This is a genomic window from Bowmanella yangjiangensis (assembly GCF_017255015.1).
GTDB lineage: Bacteria > Pseudomonadota > Gammaproteobacteria > Enterobacterales > Alteromonadaceae > Bowmanella > Bowmanella yangjiangensis.
Genome location: NZ_JAFKCS010000002.1, coordinates 374,553 through 395,622 on the forward strand (window position 1 = coordinate 374,553; position 21,070 = coordinate 395,622).

22 protein-coding genes and 1 pseudogene are annotated in these 21,070 nt (G+C 49.7%); 14 read left to right on the forward strand and 9 right to left on the reverse strand.

The features are described from left to right. Positions 1 to 637: pseudogene (locus J0A65_RS27270) on the forward strand (signal recognition particle protein); the annotation flags it as partial. Positions 638 to 704: 67 nt separating this feature from the next. Here J0A65_RS27270 and J0A65_RS04105 read toward each other — a convergent pair. Further along, the gene (locus J0A65_RS04105) at positions 705 to 854 is read right to left on the reverse strand and encodes a hypothetical protein (RefSeq protein ID WP_206592847.1); all 150 of its coding nucleotides are present in this window, start codon (positions 852 to 854) and stop codon (positions 705 to 707) included. Positions 855 to 960: 106 nt separating this feature from the next. On the opposite strand from J0A65_RS04105, the gene rpsP reads away from it, so the two are divergent. The 6 genes from rpsP (at position 961) to J0A65_RS04135 (ending at position 3,788) form a co-directional block, all read left to right on the forward strand. Further along, the gene (gene rpsP, locus J0A65_RS04110; protein ID WP_206592848.1) at positions 961 to 1,212 is read left to right on the forward strand and encodes a 30S ribosomal protein S16; all 252 of its coding nucleotides are present in this window, start codon (positions 961 to 963) and stop codon (positions 1,210 to 1,212) included. A gap of 22 nt (positions 1,213 to 1,234) precedes the next feature. After that, the gene (rimM, locus tag J0A65_RS04115) at positions 1,235 to 1,765 is read left to right on the forward strand and encodes a ribosome maturation factor RimM (protein ID WP_206592849.1); all 531 of its coding nucleotides are present in this window, start codon (positions 1,235 to 1,237) and stop codon (positions 1,763 to 1,765) included. Continuing rightward, a complete protein-coding gene (trmD, locus tag J0A65_RS04120) occupies positions 1,765 to 2,541 on the forward strand; it encodes a tRNA (guanosine(37)-N1)-methyltransferase TrmD (protein ID WP_206592850.1) in 777 nt (258 codons plus the stop codon). Before rimM ends, trmD begins: the two co-directional genes overlap by 1 nt. A 19-nt stretch (positions 2,542 to 2,560) precedes the next feature. After that, a complete protein-coding gene (rplS, locus tag J0A65_RS04125) occupies positions 2,561 to 2,920 on the forward strand; it encodes a 50S ribosomal protein L19 (protein WP_206592851.1) in 360 nt (119 codons plus the stop codon). 144 nt (positions 2,921 to 3,064) lie between these two features. Beyond that, on the forward strand, positions 3,065 to 3,379 hold the full coding sequence (locus J0A65_RS04130; protein ID WP_206592852.1) for an ArsR/SmtB family transcription factor: 315 nt from the start codon (positions 3,065 to 3,067) through the stop codon (positions 3,377 to 3,379). Beyond that, positions 3,366 to 3,788 carry an SRPBCC domain-containing protein gene (locus J0A65_RS04135; protein WP_206592853.1) on the forward strand — a complete coding sequence of 141 codons (423 nt, stop codon included), beginning with the start codon at positions 3,366 to 3,368 and terminating at the stop codon, positions 3,786 to 3,788. Before J0A65_RS04130 ends, J0A65_RS04135 begins: the two co-directional genes overlap by 14 nt. Before the next feature lie 176 nt (positions 3,789 to 3,964). Here J0A65_RS04135 and J0A65_RS04140 read toward each other — a convergent pair whose 3' ends face one another. From J0A65_RS04140 to J0A65_RS04150, 3 genes are all read right to left on the reverse strand, one after another. Next, positions 3,965 to 4,537 (reverse strand): hypothetical protein, encoded by a 573-nt coding sequence (locus J0A65_RS04140; protein WP_416135296.1) that lies wholly within the window; start codon positions 4,535 to 4,537, stop codon positions 3,965 to 3,967. 121 nt (positions 4,538 to 4,658) lie between these two features. After that, entirely contained in the window at positions 4,659 to 5,123 is a 465-nt protein-coding gene (locus J0A65_RS04145) for a YaiI/YqxD family protein (protein ID WP_206592855.1), read from the reverse strand. 2 nt (positions 5,124 to 5,125) lie between these two features. After that, on the reverse strand, positions 5,126 to 6,565 hold the full coding sequence (locus J0A65_RS04150; protein ID WP_232849717.1) for a diguanylate cyclase: 1,440 nt from the start codon (positions 6,563 to 6,565) through the stop codon (positions 5,126 to 5,128). Positions 6,566 to 6,782: 217 nt separating this feature from the next. Between J0A65_RS04150 and J0A65_RS04155 the strand changes: the two genes are divergently transcribed. Continuing rightward, positions 6,783 to 8,318 (forward strand): AbgT family transporter, encoded by a 1,536-nt coding sequence (locus J0A65_RS04155; RefSeq protein ID WP_206592856.1) that lies wholly within the window; start codon positions 6,783 to 6,785, stop codon positions 8,316 to 8,318. A gap of 24 nt (positions 8,319 to 8,342) precedes the next feature. Then, positions 8,343 to 8,918 (forward strand): DNA-J related domain-containing protein, encoded by a 576-nt coding sequence (locus tag J0A65_RS04160; RefSeq protein WP_206592857.1) that lies wholly within the window; start codon positions 8,343 to 8,345, stop codon positions 8,916 to 8,918. Here J0A65_RS04160 and J0A65_RS04165 read toward each other — a convergent pair. After that, complete coding sequence (locus J0A65_RS04165; RefSeq protein WP_206592858.1) at positions 8,900 to 10,576, reverse strand: methyl-accepting chemotaxis protein; 1,677 nt, start codon at positions 10,574 to 10,576, stop codon at positions 8,900 to 8,902. The two genes, J0A65_RS04160 and J0A65_RS04165, sit on opposite strands and share 19 nt — an antisense overlap. Positions 10,577 to 10,921: 345 nt before the next feature. Here J0A65_RS04165 and J0A65_RS04170 point away from each other — a divergent pair, with 345 nt between their 5' ends. Further along, on the forward strand, positions 10,922 to 12,013 hold the full coding sequence (locus J0A65_RS04170; RefSeq protein ID WP_206592859.1) for a 3-deoxy-7-phosphoheptulonate synthase: 1,092 nt from the start codon (positions 10,922 to 10,924) through the stop codon (positions 12,011 to 12,013). Between the two features lie 2 nt (positions 12,014 to 12,015). Then, complete coding sequence (gene tyrA, locus J0A65_RS04175) at positions 12,016 to 13,143, forward strand: bifunctional chorismate mutase/prephenate dehydrogenase (RefSeq protein WP_206592860.1); 1,128 nt, start codon at positions 12,016 to 12,018, stop codon at positions 13,141 to 13,143. A 37-nt stretch (positions 13,144 to 13,180) separates the two neighbouring features. On the opposite strand, the gene J0A65_RS04180 is transcribed toward tyrA, so the two are convergent. Continuing rightward, positions 13,181 to 13,780, reverse strand: coding sequence for a TetR/AcrR family transcriptional regulator (locus J0A65_RS04180; RefSeq protein WP_206592861.1), 600 nt, complete (start codon positions 13,778 to 13,780; stop codon positions 13,181 to 13,183). A gap of 175 nt (positions 13,781 to 13,955) precedes the next feature. On the opposite strand from J0A65_RS04180, the gene J0A65_RS04185 reads away from it, so the two are divergent. The 3 genes from J0A65_RS04185 (at position 13,956) to J0A65_RS04195 (ending at position 16,305) form a co-directional block, all read left to right on the forward strand. After that, on the forward strand, positions 13,956 to 14,999 hold the full coding sequence (locus J0A65_RS04185) for an MBL fold metallo-hydrolase (protein WP_232849718.1): 1,044 nt from the start codon (positions 13,956 to 13,958) through the stop codon (positions 14,997 to 14,999). 12 nt (positions 15,000 to 15,011) lie between these two features. Next, on the forward strand, positions 15,012 to 15,389 hold the full coding sequence (locus tag J0A65_RS04190) for an antibiotic biosynthesis monooxygenase family protein (protein WP_206592863.1): 378 nt from the start codon (positions 15,012 to 15,014) through the stop codon (positions 15,387 to 15,389). 262 nt (positions 15,390 to 15,651) lie between these two features. After that, complete coding sequence (locus tag J0A65_RS04195; RefSeq protein ID WP_206592864.1) at positions 15,652 to 16,305, forward strand: glutathione S-transferase family protein; 654 nt, start codon at positions 15,652 to 15,654, stop codon at positions 16,303 to 16,305. Between the two features lie 61 nt (positions 16,306 to 16,366). Here J0A65_RS04195 and pheA read toward each other — a convergent pair whose 3' ends face one another. The 3 genes from pheA to J0A65_RS04210 all read right to left on the reverse strand — a co-directional run bounded on the left by pheA (position 16,367) and on the right by J0A65_RS04210 (position 21,042). Beyond that, entirely contained in the window at positions 16,367 to 17,554 is a 1,188-nt protein-coding gene (gene pheA / locus J0A65_RS04200; protein WP_206592865.1) for a prephenate dehydratase, read from the reverse strand. A gap of 197 nt (positions 17,555 to 17,751) precedes the next feature. Continuing rightward, the gene (locus tag J0A65_RS04205) at positions 17,752 to 20,124 is read right to left on the reverse strand and encodes a penicillin acylase family protein (RefSeq protein ID WP_206592866.1); all 2,373 of its coding nucleotides are present in this window, start codon (positions 20,122 to 20,124) and stop codon (positions 17,752 to 17,754) included. 120 nt (positions 20,125 to 20,244) lie between these two features. Continuing rightward, positions 20,245 to 21,042, reverse strand: coding sequence for a response regulator (locus J0A65_RS04210; RefSeq protein ID WP_206592867.1), 798 nt, complete (start codon positions 21,040 to 21,042; stop codon positions 20,245 to 20,247). Positions 21,043 to 21,070 lie beyond the last annotated feature (28 nt).

Consider the following 21,070-nt stretch of genomic DNA (forward strand, 5'->3'; position numbering starts at 1 on the left):
GACCAAGGCTGACGGTGATGCCCGTGGTGGTGCGGCGCTGTCAGTTCGCCATATCACAGGTAAGCCAATTAAATTCCTGGGGATGGGTGAAAAATCCGATGCATTGGAGCCTTTCCACCCAGACCGTGTGGCTTCACGCATTCTGGGCATGGGTGACGTACTGAGCCTTATCGAAGAAGTTGAACGTAAGGTTGATAAAGACAAAGCCCAGAAGATGGCCAAGAAGATCCAAAAGGGCAAAGGCTTTGACCTGCAGGACTTCAAAGAGCAGTTGGAACAGATGCGCAATATGGGCGGCATGATGTCTATGCTGGATAAGTTGCCGGGGATGGGCAACATGACCGAGCAGATCAAGGAAAAAGCCAACGAGAAGAACTTTAATCAACTGGAAGCCATCATCAATTCCATGACGCCAGGCGAGCGGGCTAACCCGGATATTATTAAAGGTTCCCGTAAGCGTCGAATCGCAGCGGGTTCAGGTACGCAGATTCAGGATGTCAATCGCCTGCTCAAGCAATTTACCCAGATGCAGAAGATGATGAAGAAGATGTCCGGCGGCGGTATGCAAAAAATGATGCAACGTATGAAAGGCATGATGCCGCCTGGTGGCCCCGGCGGTATGTTCCCCCGCCGCTAACAAGAATGGCCAGTTAATAATGCGCAGAAGGCAGTCTCTGTTTGGCACAACGTAAGAGTGCGTCAAACTAAACTGCCAACTGCCAACTGCCAACTGCCAACTGCCAACTGCCAACTGCCAACTGCCAACTGCCAACTGCCAACTGCCAACTGCCAACTGCCAACTGCCAACTGCCAACTGCCAACTGCCAACTGCCACGCCTTATTTCTCCTTGCATTTATAAGCAAAATCCGTACAATACCGCGGCCCTTCAACCTGGCATTTATGTCAGAGATGAAAGGTAAGTAAGGTAATGTCAACGCTTAACGAGTTTAGAGGCAACTATGGTTACTATTCGTTTACAGCGTGGTGGCGCTAAAAAAGCTCCATTTTATCAGGTCGTGGTGGCTGACAGCCGCCGTGCGCGCGATGGTCGTTTCATCGAAAACATCGGCTTTTTCAACCCGACTGCTCAAGGTCAGGAAGAAAAACTGCGTATCGATCTGAACCGTGTTGAGCATTGGGTTGGTGTAGGTGCAAGCCTGTCTGACCGCGTTGCTCGCTTGGTTAAAGATGCAAAAAAAGCAGCGGCTTAAGCCAGACTGCTGAGGTATAGGAATGAGTGACGCGTCTGAAACTCTGGTGGTAGGCAAAATCGGTGCACCTTATGGTGTGAAAGGTTGGGTCAAGATCACCTCTTATACCGAGCAACCTGAAGGGATTTTTGATTATGCGCCCTGGCTTTTAAAGTCAGAAAGCGGATTGAAAGAACTCAAGGTTGACCAATGGCGTGAACATAACAAAGGTTTAATTGCCAAGTTGGCCGGTGTTGATGACCGTGATGCAGTCGATAGACTGAAAAATCTGGAAATCGTAATTTCGGCTGAATTGCTTCCTGAACTGGAAGACGGTGATTTTTACTGGCGTGATCTGGTGGGCATGCAGGTCGTGACCGAAAAAGGTTACAACCTGGGTACCGTCAGAGAATTGTTCGAAACCGGCTCTAACGACGTGCTCGTGGTTAAAGCCAATATCAATGACGCCTTTGGACAAAAAGAACGCATGATCCCTTATCTTATCGACCAAGTCGTTAAGAAGGTGGATCCCGCGGTGAAAACCATCACGGTGGATTGGGAACCAGATTTCTGATGACCCGCAAGTTTTGTGTGGTCAGCCTGTTCCCTGACATGTTCGACAATTTCACCCAGCAGGGTGTGTTTGGTCGAGCGGTCAAATCCGGCTTGCTGCAGGTAGAGTGTTTCAATCCGAGAGACTTTACTTTTGATAAGCATCGTACTGTGGACGACCGGCCTTATGGCGGGGGGCCCGGTATGCTGATGATGGTGCAGCCGCTGACAGACGCTATCCATGCAGCCAAACAGGCGGCAGGGGATAAACCCAAGGTGATTTATTTATCGCCCCAAGGTAGAAAGCTGGACCAGCAAGGAGTCAGACGGCTTTCCAAAACGGAAAACCTGATTCTGGTCGCTGGCCGCTACGAAGGCATCGACGAGCGAGTTATAGAAGCCGAAATTGACGAAGAATGGTCAATCGGTGACTACGTACTCAGTGGCGGGGAACTCCCGGCCATGGTGTTGATGGATGCGATAGCGCGATTTGTTCCCGGTGTGCTGGGACATGAGCAATCCGCTGAGCAGGACTCTTTTAATGATGGCCTGTTGGATTGCCCGCACTATACCCGTCCGGAAAACCTCGACGGTCGCCTGGTGCCAGAGATTTTATTGTCTGGCAACCACGAAAAAATCAGGCAGTGGCGGTTAAAACAGTCGCTGGGGAGAACCTGGCAACGACGCCCTGAATTGTTAAACGACCTGGCTCTGACTGAGGAGCAAAAGCGTCTATTGAGGCAGTTTCAAGATGAAATTGCCCAGCAGCAAGCGCCTTTGCAGCATGACGACAGTTAATCCAGGATGAGAGGTTATGATGAGCAAAGTCAATCAAGATATCATCAAGCGTATTGAAGAAGAACAGTTGAAAAAAGACGTTCCTGCTTTCGGCCCAGGTGACACTGTAGTCGTTCAGGTACGCGTTAAGGAAGGCGACAAAGAGCGTCTTCAGGCTTACGAAGGTGTAGTTATCGCCAAGCGTAACCGTGGTCTGCACTCTGCATTTACCGTACGTAAGATCTCCAGCGGTGAAGGCGTTGAGCGTGTATTCCAGACTCACAGCCCGGCTGTAGCTTCTATCGAAGTTAAGCGCCGCGGTGCGGTACGTCGCGCCAAGCTGTACTATCTGCGCGAGCGTAGCGGCAAGTCTGCACGTATCAAAGAAAAGCTTAATTAAGATTAATCTTCCGTTGACATACCTTACTGAAAAAGCCCGGCACTCGCCGGGCTTTTTACTTTTTAACAGACCAATTGAGTTTTCATCAAAATTAACTTCTGAATGTGTTTGACATGCAACCAATTGGTTGCATAAGGTTGTGCTATGGATATTTTTACTGCCCTTTCCGATCCCGTACGTCGCCAACTGATTGAAGCGTTGTGGCAGCGTGGCCCCTTGTCTATCAAGCAACTAGGCGAAGGCTTACAAATCAGCCGTCAAGCGGTGACTAAACATCTGGACATGCTGATTAAGGCCAAGCTGGTGAGTGCCCGGTATGCAGGTAAAGAACGTATCCATGAACTTAACCCCAGGCCCTTGGAAAAAGTGGCGCTGTGGTTACAACCTTTTGCAAAACAGTGGGATGACAGACTGTCCCGCCTCAACGTCTATTTGGGAGAACAGCATGAGCAAGATTGACAGTATTAACCGGGCGCTGAAATTTAAAGCGCCTATTGAGAGAGTCTGGGCGGCGATCAGTGATCCAACACAAGTATCCTGCTGGTTCGGTTCAAAAGCCGAATATCAACTAGAAGCAGGTTGTGAAGGTTGGTTTGAGTGGCCGCCAGAGATCTGTGCAGGCCGTTATGCCATGCGTATTGAGCAGGTTGATGCCCCGCATTATTTGGCCTGGCGCTGGATGGCTGACCCGGACCTACCCTTTAATGAAGCAATATCTACGCTGGTTGAATGGTGGCTCGAGGAAGCAGAGCAGGGAACACAGCTAAAGCTTAAAGAATCCGGTTTCTTATCCCACAAACAACAGCAAATGAATGTGCAAGGATGGCAGCAGGAACTTGATGAACTGGAAAGTTTTCTGCTCAACTGAATCTGCTATTCTCCATTGCTTACCGAGAGAAACACAAAGCCTATTTGGTGCGTCCTCGCGGGAGTCCTAAAACGCAAGGAAAATTCCAGAAGTTGCCTGAGTGGAATTTTCTCTGCGTCCTTACCTCTTATTGCGGTGAAATACTTCAGAGGCTAACGGTTTGAAAAATCCAACTGCTAGTCCTGGTATCCCCAAGGGGCTTCCGGAACAGGAACTTCCTGAGTTAAGTCAAAGTCGACGCGGAATTCACGACCTTCCCGCACTAAGCGGTAGGTGAAAAATTCGGGGTAAATATACATCTGCCAGGTATTGCCAATGGACTGTGGTATGCCCTGACTAACGAACAATTCCTTGGAATATTGATCGGCAGGGAAAGACTGTACCTGTGGCCAGCCTGCATCGACTGTGTGTCCACCATACATGGTGGATTCATCATAAGTGCCGTCTTTATGGCGATGGTCGTGCTTGAGCGACAGCCCTGCGCCGGTTTTGGTGATTATCCAGGTGCGAGAAGCATCTTCACCAACGTGAAAAGGGATCTGCAATTCAGTATCACTGCACTTGCGCACATGCATAGTCAGGGCCTTTCCTGCCATGCTGCCCGGCCCTTGGTTGTCCACCGCAATTTTGCCGGCAAAAGCTTTGCCGCACAGCGCTTTCAGATGACTAAAAAATGCATCCTGACTGGTAATGGAAACCTTGGGAGCCTCTACTATTACCTGGCTGGCAGCGACGAATGGACTCAGCATGCTTAAAAACAGCGTGGAAGGGGCGAATAACCGCATATTATTTTCCATATGGTTAGCTTTCCTGGCGATGACTATAGGCAAGCGCCGTGTGCTTTACAACAACGCGCCTGGCCTCAACGGTTCACTGGGGGCGTTTTTGCGATACCTGTCTGGCCAGATAGCTGTCTAACCCGTTAGCGAAGGCTTGTTTTTCCCTGGCACCTAAAGGGGGGGGGCCACCAGTTTGGACGCCACTACTGCGCATGGTGTCCATAAAATCCCGTATATTCAGACGTTGGCGTATGGTATCCCGGCTGTATACCTCACCACGGGGATTGATGGCCTCCGCACCTTTGGCCATGACTTCGGCGGCCAGTGGTATATCGCCGGTTATGACTAAATCACCGGCTTCAACCCGCTGGACAATCTCGTTATCTGCCACATCAAAGCCGCTGGCCACTTGAATGGCACGAATGACCTTAGAAGGTGGCGTACGGATGGGCTGATTGGCGACCAACCAGGTTGGCGTTGCGGTGCGCTCAGCAGCACGAAAGATTATTTCCTTGATCACCACCGGGCAGGCGTCGGCATCAACCCAAATCGTCATGGTCAACTTTCCTCACTAATACAAATGCGATTACGGCCCAGGGCTTTGGCGTTGTACAGCGCTTTGTCTGCGCGATCGAAACACTGCTGCATGGGCTCCATGGCCTTCAAGTCGGCAATCCCGTAGCTGCAGCTAATAGCTAAGTCCAGACTGAATCGGGTCTCTTCCAAGGTGTCGGTTATACGCCTGGCGAGTGCGACAGCATCCTGAAGGGCGGCATTGTGACAGAGGATGATAAATTCTTCACCACCCCAGCGAGCCACCAGATCATTTTCCCGTACACAGCGGCGCAATACGTCAGCCAGTTCCTGCAAGATACTGTCACCAATATGGTGGCCGTAGGTATCGTTGACGTTTTTGAAGTGGTCGATATCCAGCAGGATCAAACTACGACTTAATTGTTCGGGGTTACGATTGTCCTGTAATACGCGGTGATCAAAATAATGGCGATTGTGCAGTTTGGTAAGCGGATCGTGGCTAGACAGGTAGGTCAGTTCAGCATTTTTTTCTTCAAGTTCATGACGCAGTGTCTCTAGTTGCTGATTCTGTTCGGCCAACTTGAGACTGTACCGGCGGATCCATAAGTTCCACAGGGTAAGTATTAGAATCGCCGTTAGGGTGACAAGACCAATTTGCCATGCCAGACGACGGTTGCTGTTTTCAACTATACGCAGGTTGTTCCAATGGTTTTGAATCTGCAGGTGTTGCTCTTCGCTGATAGCCAAAAGTGCCTGGTTGACCGCAGGAAGTAAATTTGCAACATCATGGGTAAGACCAATACGCAGTTCATCTTGCGGGCCTCCCCAGCCAGATATTTTCAGGTCATGCAGTGAATCTTGCTGAATATAGGCATTGATAGAGTAGAGCGAGCCAACAAATAAATCAGCTCTGCCATCCGCTACTGCCTGCAAACCGTCGCGTTCTGTACTGACCGCCAGAGTTTTTATTTGGGGATAATGATTGCGCAAATACTCATGCAGTCGGTAACCCGCGGCGACAGCCATCACTCTGGGACCGACATGTTCAAAGTTCTGCAGAAAAGGCTGATCTTTTCTGGCCACCATGACATTGGGGGCATAGAAATATACTTGGCTGAAAGTCAGATACTGATTACGTTCTTCGGTACGATTCAGCATAGGCGACAGTTGACAGTCACCCCGTTCCAGTTTTTTCAGCGTTTCACGCCAACTGGATGTGGGTTCAAGCTCCAGCGCTATTCCCAACTGCTGTGCAATCAGTGCCAGATACTCCGATGACATCCCCACATGCTGGCCATTTTCTATGGCTTCATAGGGCATCCATTTGGGATCAACGCAATACCTGAGTTTCTTGGGGAGTTCTTCTGCGTCTGGTTTTGCCTGTACTTTAACGACGGCAGTAGGGCAAACAAACAGAATCGCAAAAACGACGCTGATAATCTTAATTGGGTCAGCTCCAGTCAATCTTGGACTCTATATTGTTGTTTTTTTCAGTGTAAGGGCTTACAGCTTTGTTTGCCAACGTGATGTCATAAGGTTTTTACACCTACCTGGGTAAAAATACCGCGAATACCCCCGATTCTGCCTTGTCTGATTTGCCTGAACGACCTACTGTGGCAAACTTCGCCTGATAATTTGGAATACGGACTCGTACCCATAACAACAATAACGGAGTGACTTAATGACAGCTCAAGCGAATTGGACCAGCCGGGCGCTGGATAAGATAGAGAAAGTTGGTAATAAGCTGCCAGACCCCGCAGTAATATTTTTACTCAGCCTGGTTATTGTCTGGGTGTTATCAGCCTTACTGTCTAACATGAGTTTCGATGCACTGGATCCGCGTACCGGTAAAAACATCGAAGTACAAAATCTGCTAACCGGCGCCAGCCTGGCTGACTTTATGTCGCGTATGGTAACTATCTTTACCAGCTTCGCTCCTTTGGGGGTAGTACTGGTATCTATGTTGGGGATTGGGGTCGCCGAGCATTCAGGCTTTATCAACGCCGGTTTGAAGCGGATGTTAGATTCCACGCCGAAATTCCTGCTTACCCCTTCTATTATCCTGGTTGCGATTGTTAGTCATACCGCTACTGATGCCGGCTATGTGCTGGTTATTCCATTGGCAGGTGTAATTTTCTATGCCATGGGCCGTCATCCTTTAGCGGGTATTGCCGCCGCCTTCGCTGGTGTCAGTGGTGGTTTTGCAGCTAATTTTGTGCCATCAGCTATTGATCCTTTGTTGCAAAGCTTCACCCAAAGTGCTGCCCATATTATTGATCCTAGTCTGCAAGTTAACCCCCTGAATAACTGGTTTTTTACCAGTGCCTCCAGTTTGCTGATTATTTGCATTGGCTGGTATTTGACCGACAGAGTGATTGAACCTCGCCTGCAAGCCACGCCGGTGGACGGCGATCCTAAGGAAATTCCAAAGTTTGATGAGCTGAGTGATAAAGATCGTAAAGCGTTGCGCGCGGCAACCCTGGTGATGCTCGCCGGTATTGGTCTACTTGTGGCGGTATTGTGGCCGGTTGACTCGCCACTGCGTGCGCCTGACGGCGACTTGGCGTCCTTCTCAGCACCTGTGATGCGCAGTATCGTACCGCTGATCTTCTTACTGTTTATTATTCCTGGTGTGGTGTATGGCCTGATGGCAGGTACCTTTAAATCCAGCCGTGACATTATTGGCGCCATGAGTAAGTCCATGGGCAGCATGAGCTATTACATTGTGATGGCGTTCTTCTGTGCCTTGTTTATTGATGCTTTCGGTAAATCAAACCTTGGCGCCCTGCTTGCAATTGAAGGGGCACAAGTTCTGCAAGCCTTGCAGTTACCGTCCATGGTAACCATTGTAGGTCTTATCTTCCTGACTGCGTTTGTTAACTTATTTGTCGGTTCATCGTCGGCCAAATGGGCATTACTTGGTCCCATTTTTGTGCCGATGTTGATGCAGTTGGGTATTTCACCGGATCTGACCCAGGCGGCTTACCGGGTGGGGGACTCGTCCTCCAACATTATCACGCCGCTAATGCCTTACTTCCCGCTGGTAGTGGTTTATTGCCAACGCTATGTAAAAGATACAGGTATAGGAACGGTGCTGTCGCTGATGTTGCCATTCTCTATCTGTATTATGTTGCTGTGGACGGCTTTCCTGCTGATTTATTGGGGACTAGGACTGCCGTTGGGCCTGCAATCCAGCTATGTCTACCCAGCACTATAAGCATTTGACCAGGCGGTACCTGGTATGAGCCCGCCCGTCGATTTCGCCGGCCTGTTGCACCAGTTGTTGCAACAGGCACCTGAGGGGCTAAGTGAATATGATTTAATCAGTCTGCTCAAATCCGCCCCCCATTGTATATTTTCCAGCCAATTGACATTGTCAGATCCACTGGTCATGTTCCAGACCCACTTTGTGTTGTTTCATCAGCTATATCAGCTGCGTAATCATCTGCGTCTTCGTCAGCAAAATGAGCTTCATATCAGCGCGATGCGCATCCAGTTGCAGCCTTATCAGCCCGGTAATGCAGACATTACTGCCCATGATGGACTGGCCGCTTACTATCTTAACTGGGATAATTTCAGGCAGACCAGCGAAGCGGATGTAACGAGTTTGCTGGATGATTTTTGGCGGCGTATGAGCGGGGTGTTATCCCCCGATGAACGACGTGCTGCATTAGCCATACTGGAACTGGATGACGACGCTGATCAGGCAGCCATCCGGCGTCAGTATCGGCGACTAATGCACCTGCACCATCCAGATAAAGGGGGTAACCAAGCCTATTGCCAGCAACTTAGTGATGCCTATCGTAAGCTAACCTGAAGCGCCCTGCTGACTATCCGGGACGATTCCTGTGGCGCTTTTAGCGGGGTTGTCAGGGCCTCCACCACTTGATGTAAGTTGTTGGATGCATGCTTGACCGCGTTTGACACATCAGTACGTTCAGATAGCGCAATATAGGCTTCTGACGACTCAACCACCTGAGATGCACAGGCATTCATCTGCACCAACACCGCAGATTGGGCTTCCGCAGCCTGGTTAAGATCGCTGACGACAGATTCGATACCACTAACATCACTGACCAGCTCATTGAGGCGCTGCAAAGCCGACTTAGCTTCATCAGCATTGGTAATACATTGGTCGCGTCCTTTTAGCATGGCGCTCACCGCGTTGGCTGAGTCCTGTTGAAAGCCACTCAGCATGCTTTGGATGTCTGCGGTGGAATTCTGGGTTTTAAGCGCCAGTGAGCGTACCTCATCCGCGACTACTGCAAAGCCGCGACCATGGTCACCGGCCCGCGCGGCTTCAATCGCGGCATTTAATGCCAGCAGATTGGTTTGGTCGGCAATTTCATTAATCACCCTGACAACCCGGGTGATGTCGGCACTCTTGCTCTGCAGCGCTTCGATAAGTTTACTGGTTTGCTCGGTATCTACCACCAGACGCTCAAACCCTTTGTTGGCATTATCAAAAATGTGGAAGCACTGATCGGCGTTGTGTTTGGCCTGATTGCTGGAGCTGGACACCATATCCGTTACTGTCTGTAATTTGGTGACTATTTGATTAAGGTTTTCCATACCCAACTGCAACTGATGCGAGACGGACTGCTGATCATGGGCGCCTTGGCTGATGATCTTGCTAACATCTTGAAGGGCGTCAAACGAGTGATTTACCTCTTGTTGTGCCAGGCTAAGCAGGTTGACAGTGGTTTGCATTTTGCCCTGCATGTGCCGTGTGGCGTCCGCTAAAGCTCCGAGTTCATGCTGACTTTGATAGCGGATTGGAGACTCATAGTGACAGTTCATGAGGTCTTTGACCCCTTGAGTAATTGACTTAGTGGGACGGATAACCTGCTGGCGAAGTACATAGAGGACTAAGGCGACAGTAGAGAATGTCAGCAGCAGGCTGAGTAACAAAATGGAATTAATCGCGGCATCGGTGGTACTTTTCATGGCCGATAACTCGCTTCTGGCCAACCCGGCAATTTTATCCTCCAGGCTGGCTAATCGCGCAGCAGGTTCACGGTCCATGCCTTTTACCACCTTGTCGCCAAATTTAGGATCGTGGTTGGCCTGAATAAATTGCGCTAAGCCTTGGCGGTACTGCTCTGCCATCGTTTGATGGGCTAGTCTGAATGCCTGTATCTCAGAGAGTATTTCAGGCGGCAGCCGATAGTGGCGTTCCAGATCATCCAGCTCCCGCTGAATCTGTGTTTCGTGTTTTACAAAGCTCTGCCAGTACTTATCCAGATTCTTTTGTTCATAACCGCGTAAAAGCACGTTTTTCCATTCCTGCACCTGAGTCTTAAAGCTGGCCAGAATCGCTGAAGTCTGCCGCTCAGCAGACAAAGTGTTCTGCTCCATATCTTCAAAACGCTGAATGATACGTTGGGTTTGATAAAGCGATGTCATATTCAGCGCAAACAACACCAGTAGGCCAAATAGAACAGGCAGGGAAATAATTAGGCTAAGCTTTTTCAAGTTGGTTATCTCGTAAGGCTAAAGCGAAGGGGTTGGCGGCAAGGCTATCTTTGCCATGTGACAAATTGATGATCGTTTGGCAGATTTTTCTGCCAATAAAGTTACAAACTCACATGGGCAGAGACACCGTACAGAGAATGTCTTTCAATCTCACCTTGCAACAGGATGCTTGAAATGATAAAAAGTCAATCGTCTGTTATTTGAAAAATAATCATGAAAGTAAACATTTTATTACACTCCTTGTTTAAAACCTCTCGATACCGCTGATTTTTTCAGTTTTGCACCTTTTTTGGTGCCAAAATTCCTCTATCATTTGTAAAGACACTCATACAGGTAATGACCGCCATGTTAAAAGATTCCATTCATAACGTTCACGTTTCCGGTGAACAAGTTCTGATTACGCCCGATGCATTAGCTAAAGAAATGCCGGTCAGTGAGCGTGCTCTTGAGGTGATTGCGCAATCACGTGCCACCATCGCTGATATTATTCATCGCCGTGATCACCGTTTACTGGTGGTGTGCGGACCTTGCTCTATACATGATATCGACGCCGCCAAAGAATATGCGCTTAAGCTCAAGCAACTTCATGAAGAAACCAAAGACACTCTGTATATCGTCATGCGCGTATATTTTGAAAAGCCACGCACCACAGTGGGGTGGAAAGGTCTGATTAATGACCCGCACTTAGATGGTACCTTTGATATTGAAGCGGGCCTGCGAAAAGCCAGAGAGCTACTAATTTGGTTGTCCGAGCTGGAGTTACCGGTGGCGACCGAAGCATTAGATCCTATCAGCCCTCAATATCTCGCCGAGCTGTTTGCCTGGTCGGCCATCGGCGCGCGTACCTCTGAATCCCAAACTCACCGCGAAATGGCCAGTGGGCTGTCTATGCCGGTCGGCTTTAAAAATGGCACGGACGGCAGCTTGGGTATCGCGATTAATGCGTTGCAATCGGCGGCTTCTGGCCACAATTTTATGGGCATTAACAAACAAGGGCAGGTGGCCATTATTCAAACTCAGGGTAACCCTGACGGTCACATTATTTTGCGCGGCGGTAAGCAGCCCAACTATGACTCTGTATGTGTATCTGAATGCGAGCAGCAACTGCAGGCGGCCAAGCTGAGCGCTGGATTAGTGGTGGACTGCAGCCATGCCAACTCAAATAAAGATTATCGTCGTCAGCCTCTGGTTGCCGCCAATGTTATGAATCAGATCCTGGAAGGCAATCAGTCTATTATCGGTATTATGCTGGAGAGTCATTTGAATGCAGGCAATCAGAGCAGCGACGGCAAGAAGCCCGCTGAGCTGGATTATGGTGTGTCTATCACCGATGGCTGTATTGACTGGGCCAGCACCGATAAGCTGCTTAAACAGACCAGAGAAAAGTTGATAACCATATTGCCAATGCGCATGAAGAAAATGAAACAAGCGAGCTAAGCATGACCGAGCATGCCGATCCCCTGGCGCCTCTGCGCCAGCAAATTGATGAGCTGGATAGTCAGCTGGTGGAACTCCTGGTCAAGCGCCTGGCGATTACTCGCCAAGTCGGAGAGATCAAAAGCCAGGTAGGTTTGCCAATCTACGTACCCAGCCGCGAGGCTGAGTTGTTAGCCAAGCGACGGGCAGAGGCCGAAGCCCTGGGATTGTCACCTGCCCTGGTGGAAGATTTGCTCAGGCGGATCATGCGTGAGTCTTATCAAACTCAGCATCAACGTTATCGCTGTTGTAATCCTGAACTTGGCAAAGTGGTGGTGATTGGGGGGAAAGGTGCGCTCGGCAGTGTGTTCGTGGATATGTTCCAGCTAAGTGGTTACGAGGTTGCCATTTTGGAGCAGGATGACTGGCAGAATGCCGACGCAATCTTTAACGGTGCCGGATTGGTACTGGTGTCGGTGCCAATGAAGCTGACCGAAGAGGTGATTAGCAAACTATCGGGGCTGCCTGAACATTGTTTGTTGGCAGACATTACCAGTACCAAGTCAGGTCCGTTGCATGCCATGCTGGACGTGCATACCGGGCCAGTTCTGGGTCTGCACCCAATGTTCGGGCCGGATGTGCCCAGTTTGGTAAAGCAAGTGATTGTGGTGTGTCATGGCCGGTATGCAGAGCGTTATGAGTGGCTGCTTGAGCAAATGCGCAGTTGGGGAGCAATTCTGAATGAAAGTACTGCCGGGGAGCATGACGATGCCATGGCATTTATTCAGGTCATGCGACATTTCTGTACTTATGTGTATGGCTCACATCTGGCCGGCGAGAATCCCGATCTGGAAAAGCTGATTCAGTTTAGTTCGCCTATTTACCGATTGGAGCTGGCAATGGTTGGGCGTTTATTTGCGCAGTCCCCCAATTTATACGCGGACATTATCTTCAGTAACAAACAGAGCCTGCCGCTACTCAAACGTTTTCGAGACCATTTAGACCAAGCGTTGAAGATGTTGGAAACCGGTGATAAAGCCGCCTTTATCAAAGACTTTTTCCATATTGGTCAGTGGTTTGGTGATTTTGCTAAGAAAAGTTTAGTGGAAAGTAAAAAGCTGTTGCTTAAAGCCGATGATGATCGCAGTTAAGTTACACCAGGGCGTCTCTGACGCCCTACCACTTTCATTACTTGTCAGCTCGATAGCGTGCTAAAAACATAGCAACGGTCTCATTGATAATATGCTGTCGCTGCGCGTTATCTGGCTCATCAAATCCATACAGGCGAGGGTAAAATAGAAAGGACTTCAGTTGCATAACAAACTGTTTGGCAGCCAACTCTATATCGTCAATTTTAAGTACGTTGGCAGCGACTGCCTGCGCCAGAAAAGTTTCCAGAAAGTTCATACATCCAACCTTACTTCCACTCAGGCGTTTTGCTAGTTCCGGTTGCTTGAGCATATGCAAAAAGGCCACTCTTGCCGTGCGTAAAAACTTTTCTGAACCAAGCATGTCGGCTTCTTGCTGGGCAATGTGCAGGAGCTGAGGCTGGATATCTTCATCAGTAATAAAGGTAATAGCTTTGGTGCTGCCAATCTGTTCGCGCATGCGGTCTAGAATGGCCTGAAATAGGGCATCTTTTGTTTCAAAATGATTGTACACCGTGCGTTTTGACACATTCGCCAACTGTGCAACCTGATCCATACTGGTTTGTTCCATGCCCTGTTGGTAGAACAATTGTTCAGCAGCCTCCAGAATGTGTTGTCGTTTCTGATCCGATAGTTTCATACATCACCTTATCTGATGCTTCACAGTTTACCTCTTTCAAAAAAAATTGCACTTAGCAGTTTACTTTTACTAAACCTAGCCTAAACTACACCGTGTAGTTTACATTTGGTTTTGTATGAAAAAACGGTTCAGTGCGGCAGGTTTCTTAGTTGCGTTAGTTTTAGGAGGGGGAGCTTTGAATAATCATCTCGTTGCCGATGGAGTGGTGTCGCCTGTCTCTCAGGCCAACTACCGCGATGGCAAATTTTTTAATGAAGAGGCGGTAGCACCAACCAGTCTAGCCAGAACTTTAGGTATTATGCTGCGCTTTTTTACCGAAAAGAAAGTGCATGCTGCACCTGACATCGTGTTGCCAGTTAAGCCGTTGTCCCGTGCACAACTGCTCGAGTTGCCAACTGATGCTTTGCATATGATTAAGCTTGGACATTCTTCCATTTTGCTTAAAGTTTACGGGGAATTTTGGTTGATTGACCCGGTGTTTGCCGAACGTGCCTCGCCTTTTAGTTTTATGGGACCGAAACGTTTTCATCCCACCCCTATTAGTATTGAAGAGCTGCCGGATATTGCCCGGGTGCTGATATCACACAACCATTATGATCATTTGGACAAAGCAGCAATTTGTCAGTTACAGAGCAAAACAAGACACTTTATGGTGCCCAGAGGAGTTGAGTCCGACTTACAAAAATGGGGCGTGGCTGCTGACAAAATCATCAGTTTTGATTGGTGGCAGGAGTACAGTGTTGAGCAAGGTATGATTGCTTTCACACCGACCCGGCATTTTTCCGGACGGGGTTTGAGTGATGCCAATAATAGTCTTTGGGGCTCTTGGGTTATAAAGACACACAACGAGCGTTTGTTTTTCAGCGGTGACTCTGGTTACTTCCAAGGGTTTAAAGAAATAGGTCGGAAATACGGTCCTTTCGATATCACCTTTATGGAGACTGGCGCTTACGACTCTGATTGGCCCGATGTGCATATGACGCCTGAACAAAGTCTCATGGCACATATTGATCTGAGAGGCAAAGTGATGATGCCCATTCACAACGGAACTTTCGATTTGGCTTTCCATGCCTGGTACGAACCCTTGGAGCGTATTCTGCAACTGGCCGATAAACAGCAGGTCCACCTGCTTACCCCACTGCCTGGTGAAGTACTTGGCTATGGTAGTTCCTTAACTACTGAGCGCTGGTGGCAAGCGCTGGTTCCACTGTCCCGCTGAGGAGTGTTCACTATGGCATCTCTTTTTCCTGCTAATCAGCTATTCACCCAGATTAATGTATTCCGGGTCACTCCTGATAATCAGAAACGGCTGGTGGAGTTTTTGACCCGCACGACGGAGGATGAAGTCAGGGCAATGCCGGGTTTTGTTTCTGCATCACTACACCAAAGCTTGGATGGTCAGAGCGTGACTTTGCTGGCGAAATGGCAGAGTGCATTAGCTGGCTGGGAAGAAAGCAACGCATTGCTACCCTGTTTTAATCCGGCATTGGAATTTGCCTCATTGGAAAGTGCTGTACATAAACCTGTAGGGTATTTTGAGTCTCAGGAGTTGCACGTTTTGGTGCTATCAGAACCGCTGCGTCGTTTATCTGGTCGGCGGCTTAACTGACGTATTTCCCCTCCTGTGCTTTTTTGATAAGCCTTGTGTTCCCCTGGTTTCCGGTTATCGTCAAGTTACCTTGTTAGCAGCACTGGCCTTAATGATTATCCCGCTTTCTGTTTTGTTGGTTATGTATCTGGCGGTTAGTAAAACGGCGCTGATTTAAAAGATTGTGGGAAAGCGATGGGATACTCAGGCTGTTTTTGACTGGAATAGGTACTGACTATTGCCTATCTTGTATTCGCCATTCAAACAAGAAAAGGAACAACAGATGCCGCTAGTTGAAGATAATCAGTGCGACCTGGTGTTTTACACCAACCCCTGGTCGCGCGGGCAAGTAGTGCGTTGGATGCTTGAAGAAACTGGTGTGGCTTATCGTCAAGTCGTTTTGAATTATGGCGAGCAAATGAAAACGCCGGCGTATTTGGCTATCAACCCCATGGGGAAAGTACCCACCTTGGTCCATGAAGGGAAAGTAGTGACAGAGTGTCCTGCCATTTGCGCCTATCTTGCTGATACCTTTCCTGAAGCAGCATTGGCACCGCCTTTTTATGACAGGGCGGCTTATTATCGCTGGTTGTTTTTTGCCGCGGGTCCTCTCGAAGCGGCGATAGTGAATCGCTTGCTTAAGGTTGAGGTGAATGACGAGCAGCAGGCCATGGTGGGCTATGGAAACTATGATAAAGCCGTCGACGTGCTGGCGAAGGTGGTATCAGCCTCCAGCTATCTGGCCGGGAACCGATTTTCTGCCGCCGATGTGTATGTTGGCTCTCATGTGATTTGGGGCTTGCAGTTTAACAGCTTGCCTAAGCGTCCCGAATTTGAAGACTATGCAAAGCGTCTGATGGACCGCCCGGCCTTTATAAAAGCCAAAGCCATAGATGATGCTTTGGGTGACACAATCAAAGCGGCTGCACAAGACTAAGGGTTTAGCTTTAAAGTTTGCGTCATGGTCATATCCTTTGACCATGACATTCAATTGGCTATCAGCCCTGGAGTGCGTTGGCCGCAGCAACGCGGGTTGGCGTGACTTCTTCACTGGGATAGCAGCCCAGCACTTTCAATGAGCGGGTAATGCCACGCAATTGCTCGACGGCGGTTTGCATGGGGCCGTCCTGCAAATTGGCTTCCACATCAATATAAAACATCTCTTCCCAAGGGTTACCGTTGATCGGCCGTGATTCCAGCTTAGTCATATTGATCTGGTTGTCCCGCAGGACCAGCAAGGCTTCTACCAGAGCACCAGGCTTTTGCACTGTGCTCATTACCAAGGTGGTTTTGGCCGGAATCTGTAGCGGCACGGTAACCGGTTTTCTGGCTACCACGATAAAGCGGCTGTGGTTTTCCTTTTGGTTGGCCAGGTTGGACTTGATCGGGGTCAGGCCATACAGAGCGCCACCTGGTGCACTGCCGATGGCAGCAACGCAAGGGTCCTGCATCTCGGAGACTTTCAACATGGCGGCCGAGGTGCTGTCGGTAGGTTTAACCTCAATATTGCCAAGCTCAGCCAGGAAATGGCTGCACTGAGAGAATACCTGTGGATGAGCGTATAGCGTCTTAAGTTTACTGATATCGGTATCACAGGCGACCAGCAATGCGTGCTCAACCGGATGGGTCAGCTCGCCTATGATCGACAGGCTGGTGTGCTGCAATACATCAAAAACCTCGTTAATACTGCCTGATGAGGTGTTTTCGATAGGAAGCACTGCATAGTCTGCCTCACCGGTTTCCACTTTATGGATAATGGCATCGAAACTGGGGCAGCCAATTTCCATCAGTTCACCGGAGCGGCGGGAAAAATACTTTTGTGTTGCCAGATAGCTATAGGAACCTTTGTCGCCCAAAAATGCCACGCGATTCAAGGGCTGGGCATTGTCAGGATTGGCCTTTTGCGCCAACAGCATCTGCTGATTAAGCACAGAATCTTCAATAATCACATGGAACAGGGCGGTGATGTACTGAGGTGTCAGCCCCAGCGACTGACCTTGCTTAATGAGTTTGATCAGCAACTGCTCTTCGCGAACCGGATCTCTGACCTGCATATGCGCTTTGATTTTGGTTTCCGCCACCTGATTGGTGTATTGCTGGCGTTTAGCCAACAAGCTGAGTAACTCCGCATCTAACGCGCTGATATGTTGTCGTATCTGTTCCAGTTGTGCCTGATAGTCTGTCATCTGTGGTTCCTGTTGCTGATAAACGGGGTGTGATTTGCCCCAAAAAAGTCAAAAAAAAACCTCCCTGGAGGGAGGCTTTCTGTATTCGGCTTTTGCGCAGCCAACTACCTCCCGGATTCAGGTGAGGTAAAAAAATGCGCAAAAGAAAAATTAATCGTTTTCATGAGCCCGAATGTAAGGGGGCAGTGGCCCCCTTGTCAACCCCCAATTGGTTGCAGGGTAAGGTTGTAACGCGCAGGACCCGGTAACAGCCCGGTGCGCTGACCGCTACGCCAAGCTTCGTGGCCCACACCAAAATAGGGGGAAAGTGGGTGGCCAGCCTGGCTGGATGGCATATGGAAGATAGCCTTGTCTTCGTGTCCTGGTGCGACCACTAAACGTTGGGAAGCACCTGAGCTGCTTTGTGCGACACGAGGCATAAAGCTATCCCCAGCCAGCAACTCCTTAGGCATATCCGTGAGGTTGCCCAGCAGTGGTACAAAGGCACTGAGAGGATGGCGAATATCCACCGCGTTAAACTGCCCCCAGGTCAGCGTACGCCAGTCTCCGAAATCAGCGTCAAGCTTGGCCAGGCTGTCGGTTAGTGCGGCATTAAAGAGTTCTTGCCAGCTGTCAAAATCACTGGGGATGAGGTGGGCAGGTTGCTCGCTGACCATTTGCCACAATGGGGCTTCCATCTGATTACGTACCGCATTGAAGTTAAAACGCCCTGAATGCTCCAGCATCAGGCGGTTCAAATCCTGATAGACCTTGTCCCTGAGATTTAAGCGGAACTGGCGCACCAGCAAGTAGCCTAAATCATGTTCGGAGGCTCTGGCTGTCCAGTTTTGCAGGGCTTCTTTGACCAGATCTTTTTGTAGGTGATGGCTGCCAGGCAGCACACTGCTTAGCATAAAGTCTCGCCAGGGGGTTAGGAATACCGCTCGGTCGTCTAACTGAATATCCAATAAGTCTTGCTCATTAAAGCGGTCTTTATTACGCAGCCCGTCGCGAATTTGCTGGTTGCGAGCACCCAGGGCATAGCCGCCATCGCCGATTTTGTCATACATGTCGCCGCCCACCACGCGAGAATTCGCGGTCCACAGCCTGTGTTCGGTGGGATTAATTACTTTGGGATAGTCCTCGGCGCTGCGATAGCCTGACCAGCCGGCGCTGCCATCGCTCCAGTCGGCGATGTAACGTCCATCGAAGCCATAGCGAATCGGCATAGGGCCGGAGATTGTCCAGCCGATGTTACCCTGGCTATCGGCCATCATCAGGTTTTGTGCTGGCATACCAGCCGTTGCCCCTACATCAGCCCCTTGCTCGACATTCTCAGCCAGTTCCAAGCCGATAAGATTAAGGTTGGCCCCTTGATTATCATGAGCCACCCAGCGCAGTGCCAGCGGTGTGCCATCTTCATCTTCGGATACCACCGGCCCCCAGATAGTCTCTTTTACCTGAATGGTCTGGGTGGGCGCCCCTTTGATTTCTATGGTTTGACTGACATAGTCAAAAGGTTGATAACCTGCAGGGGTCAGATACTGATCTCCGGCTTCATTCAATTTGAGGCGGATAAGATCGCTCCAATCGCCGTAGCTGTTAGTGAAACCCCAGGCCAGCTTACCGCTACTGCCCACCACCATCAGAGGGGTGCCTGGTAGCGTAACGCCGGTGACCTGACGGGTCTGGCCATGTTGTTGCCAGTTAAACTGCGCCTTGAACCAGATATTGGGAACACGCAGGCCTAAATGCATATCGTCGGCCAGGATCCCCGCCTGATAGGGGCTCAGCGCTCCACCGACGGCCCAGTTATTACTGCCGATAGTGCGGTCTTCTGGATGATTGTCCAGCATGACTAACTGCTGGTTATTGGAAGACGGCCAGCCTGATGAGGGCAGGGGATTGGTACTGCGCAGGCTGTCATCGATAGGCGCATCCCATTGACTCCCCTCGGGGTGTAAAAATGCATATAAGTCGGCAGGAAGATGGGCCTTCATCAGAGTCAGGCTGAAGTCTCTGCGGCCGTCATGGTGTTGCAAGTCCAAATACATGCTGTATAGCGTCAGCATGGTGTCGGCGGGTTGCCATTTGGTCGGCTCAAGGCTCAGCAGATAATATTCAAACGAGCGGGCGCCAAGTTGCTCCAGCCCTTGGTTGACACCTTCTGTATAGGCCTGGATTATCTTTTGGTGTTCCTCTGGCATGGTCGCTAAGATACGCTCGGCACGGTCGCGGAATCTGTGCAGACGAATTTCCTTATCGCGGTTTATTGCGGCCTCACCAAATAAGGCAGATAGCTCTCCGGCTGAGTTACGTCTTAGTAAATCCATCTGGAAGAAGCGTTCCTGTCCGTGCACAAATCCTACCGCACGGGCTAAATCCAGCCTGTTCTGCGCGGTGAACACGGCCATGCCGCCTTCATCCCGTGTAACGGTAACCTCCTGTTGTAAATTTGGCAGGCTTTGCTGGCCATCCAACTGCGGCAAGCTGGCGCGCAGCAACAAATAGGTGCCGAGCAGAACCAGTAAAATAAGGCTTAGCAGGCCCAAAAAGGTGATTTTGAGGATGCGGGATGTCGTCGAGAGCATGACGTAATTCCTTGTTTTTAGAACATCTTACGGTTATGCCGAAATAATTTGAAGAGGTCGGACAAGAATAGGTTTACTCGGTATAAAAAAACCGGCCTGGGCCGGTTTCCTACTCAATCGTTATTGCCCCAGCAGGGAACTTAGCATTTTGCGTACTTCGGCCGACTCAAAAGGCTTATCACAAAGCGCATTCACGCCAGTCTGCTGAATATTACTCATATGGGCGCTGTTTGCTTCTGAGGTCACCATAATAATCGGAATATGCGCGGTATCGGGGTTGTAGCGCACAAACTCAGACAGCTCACGACCATCCATTTCCGGCATATTGTAGTCGGTAACCAATAAATCGAAGGCGTTATCTTTCAGAAAGGTGAGGGCCATGGCACCGTTTTCCGCTTCGGTAATCTTCTTCAGACCCATATTTTCCAACACGCGACGAATGTGGTTGCGCGCCATGCGGCTGTCATCTACCAACAATACACGTACTTCGTGGATATCAAACAGCTCAAGCTCAAGTTCTTCTGCATTGATGAGATCCAGTGTGGCATTCAGTGCTCTGGATAAGTGAATCGGCTCAAACGGCTTGGGCAGTATGGCAACAACACCGGCTTGTTTAAACTCTTCCAGCTTGGCTGGCCTGAACTCGCTGGATACCAGCATAAAGGCGACCGAGGAGGTTTTCTCGTCCTGCTTGATGGTTTTCAGCAGGTCCAATCCTGTGCCGTCTTCGAAATACATAGCACTGACCACCAGATCAACGCCGTGTTTATGAATATGTTCCAGTGCGGATTGAACGTTACCTGCGGTTTCGATCCGGCCGATTTGTTCCTTGGCCAGCATAGCACTGATGATTTTGCGTTGGGTATCGGACGGTTCAACCAGCAAAATACTCAGCTCGCTGCGGGAAATATGCTCCATTTGGGATCCTCAGTGACGATGTCTTGAC

What these genes read in the sequence shown, in the direction of transcription:
- J0A65_RS04105 (WP_206592847.1), bottom strand. Translation starts at nt 854, where the DNA reads ATGCAAGGAGAAATAAGGCGTGGCAGTTGGCAGTTGGCAGTTGGCAGT.
- rpsP (WP_206592848.1), top strand. Translation starts at nt 961, where the DNA reads ATGGTTACTATTCGTTTACAGCGTGGTGGCGCTAAAAAAGCTCCATTT.
- rimM (WP_206592849.1), top strand. Translation starts at nt 1,235, where the DNA reads ATGAGTGACGCGTCTGAAACTCTGGTGGTAGGCAAAATCGGTGCACCT.
- trmD (WP_206592850.1), top strand. Translation starts at nt 1,765, where the DNA reads ATGACCCGCAAGTTTTGTGTGGTCAGCCTGTTCCCTGACATGTTCGAC.
- rplS (WP_206592851.1), top strand. Translation starts at nt 2,561, where the DNA reads ATGAGCAAAGTCAATCAAGATATCATCAAGCGTATTGAAGAAGAACAG.
- J0A65_RS04130 (WP_206592852.1), top strand. Translation starts at nt 3,065, where the DNA reads ATGGATATTTTTACTGCCCTTTCCGATCCCGTACGTCGCCAACTGATT.
- J0A65_RS04135 (WP_206592853.1), top strand. Translation starts at nt 3,366, where the DNA reads ATGAGCAAGATTGACAGTATTAACCGGGCGCTGAAATTTAAAGCGCCT.
- J0A65_RS04140 (WP_416135296.1), bottom strand. Translation starts at nt 4,537, where the DNA reads ATGCTGAGTCCATTCGTCGCTGCCAGCCAGGTAATAGTAGAGGCTCCC.
- J0A65_RS04145 (WP_206592855.1), bottom strand. Translation starts at nt 5,123, where the DNA reads ATGACGATTTGGGTTGATGCCGACGCCTGCCCGGTGGTGATCAAGGAA.
- J0A65_RS04155 (WP_206592856.1), top strand. Translation starts at nt 6,783, where the DNA reads ATGACAGCTCAAGCGAATTGGACCAGCCGGGCGCTGGATAAGATAGAG.
- J0A65_RS04160 (WP_206592857.1), top strand. Translation starts at nt 8,343, where the DNA reads ATGAGCCCGCCCGTCGATTTCGCCGGCCTGTTGCACCAGTTGTTGCAA.
- J0A65_RS04170 (WP_206592859.1), top strand. Translation starts at nt 10,922, where the DNA reads ATGTTAAAAGATTCCATTCATAACGTTCACGTTTCCGGTGAACAAGTT.
- tyrA (WP_206592860.1), top strand. Translation starts at nt 12,016, where the DNA reads ATGACCGAGCATGCCGATCCCCTGGCGCCTCTGCGCCAGCAAATTGAT.
- J0A65_RS04180 (WP_206592861.1), bottom strand. Translation starts at nt 13,780, where the DNA reads ATGAAACTATCGGATCAGAAACGACAACACATTCTGGAGGCTGCTGAA.
- J0A65_RS04190 (WP_206592863.1), top strand. Translation starts at nt 15,012, where the DNA reads ATGGCATCTCTTTTTCCTGCTAATCAGCTATTCACCCAGATTAATGTA.
- J0A65_RS04195 (WP_206592864.1), top strand. Translation starts at nt 15,652, where the DNA reads ATGCCGCTAGTTGAAGATAATCAGTGCGACCTGGTGTTTTACACCAAC.
- pheA (WP_206592865.1), bottom strand. Translation starts at nt 17,554, where the DNA reads ATGACAGACTATCAGGCACAACTGGAACAGATACGACAACATATCAGC.
- J0A65_RS04205 (WP_206592866.1), bottom strand. Translation starts at nt 20,124, where the DNA reads ATGCTCTCGACGACATCCCGCATCCTCAAAATCACCTTTTTGGGCCTG.
- J0A65_RS04210 (WP_206592867.1), bottom strand. Translation starts at nt 21,042, where the DNA reads ATGGAGCATATTTCCCGCAGCGAGCTGAGTATTTTGCTGGTTGAACCG.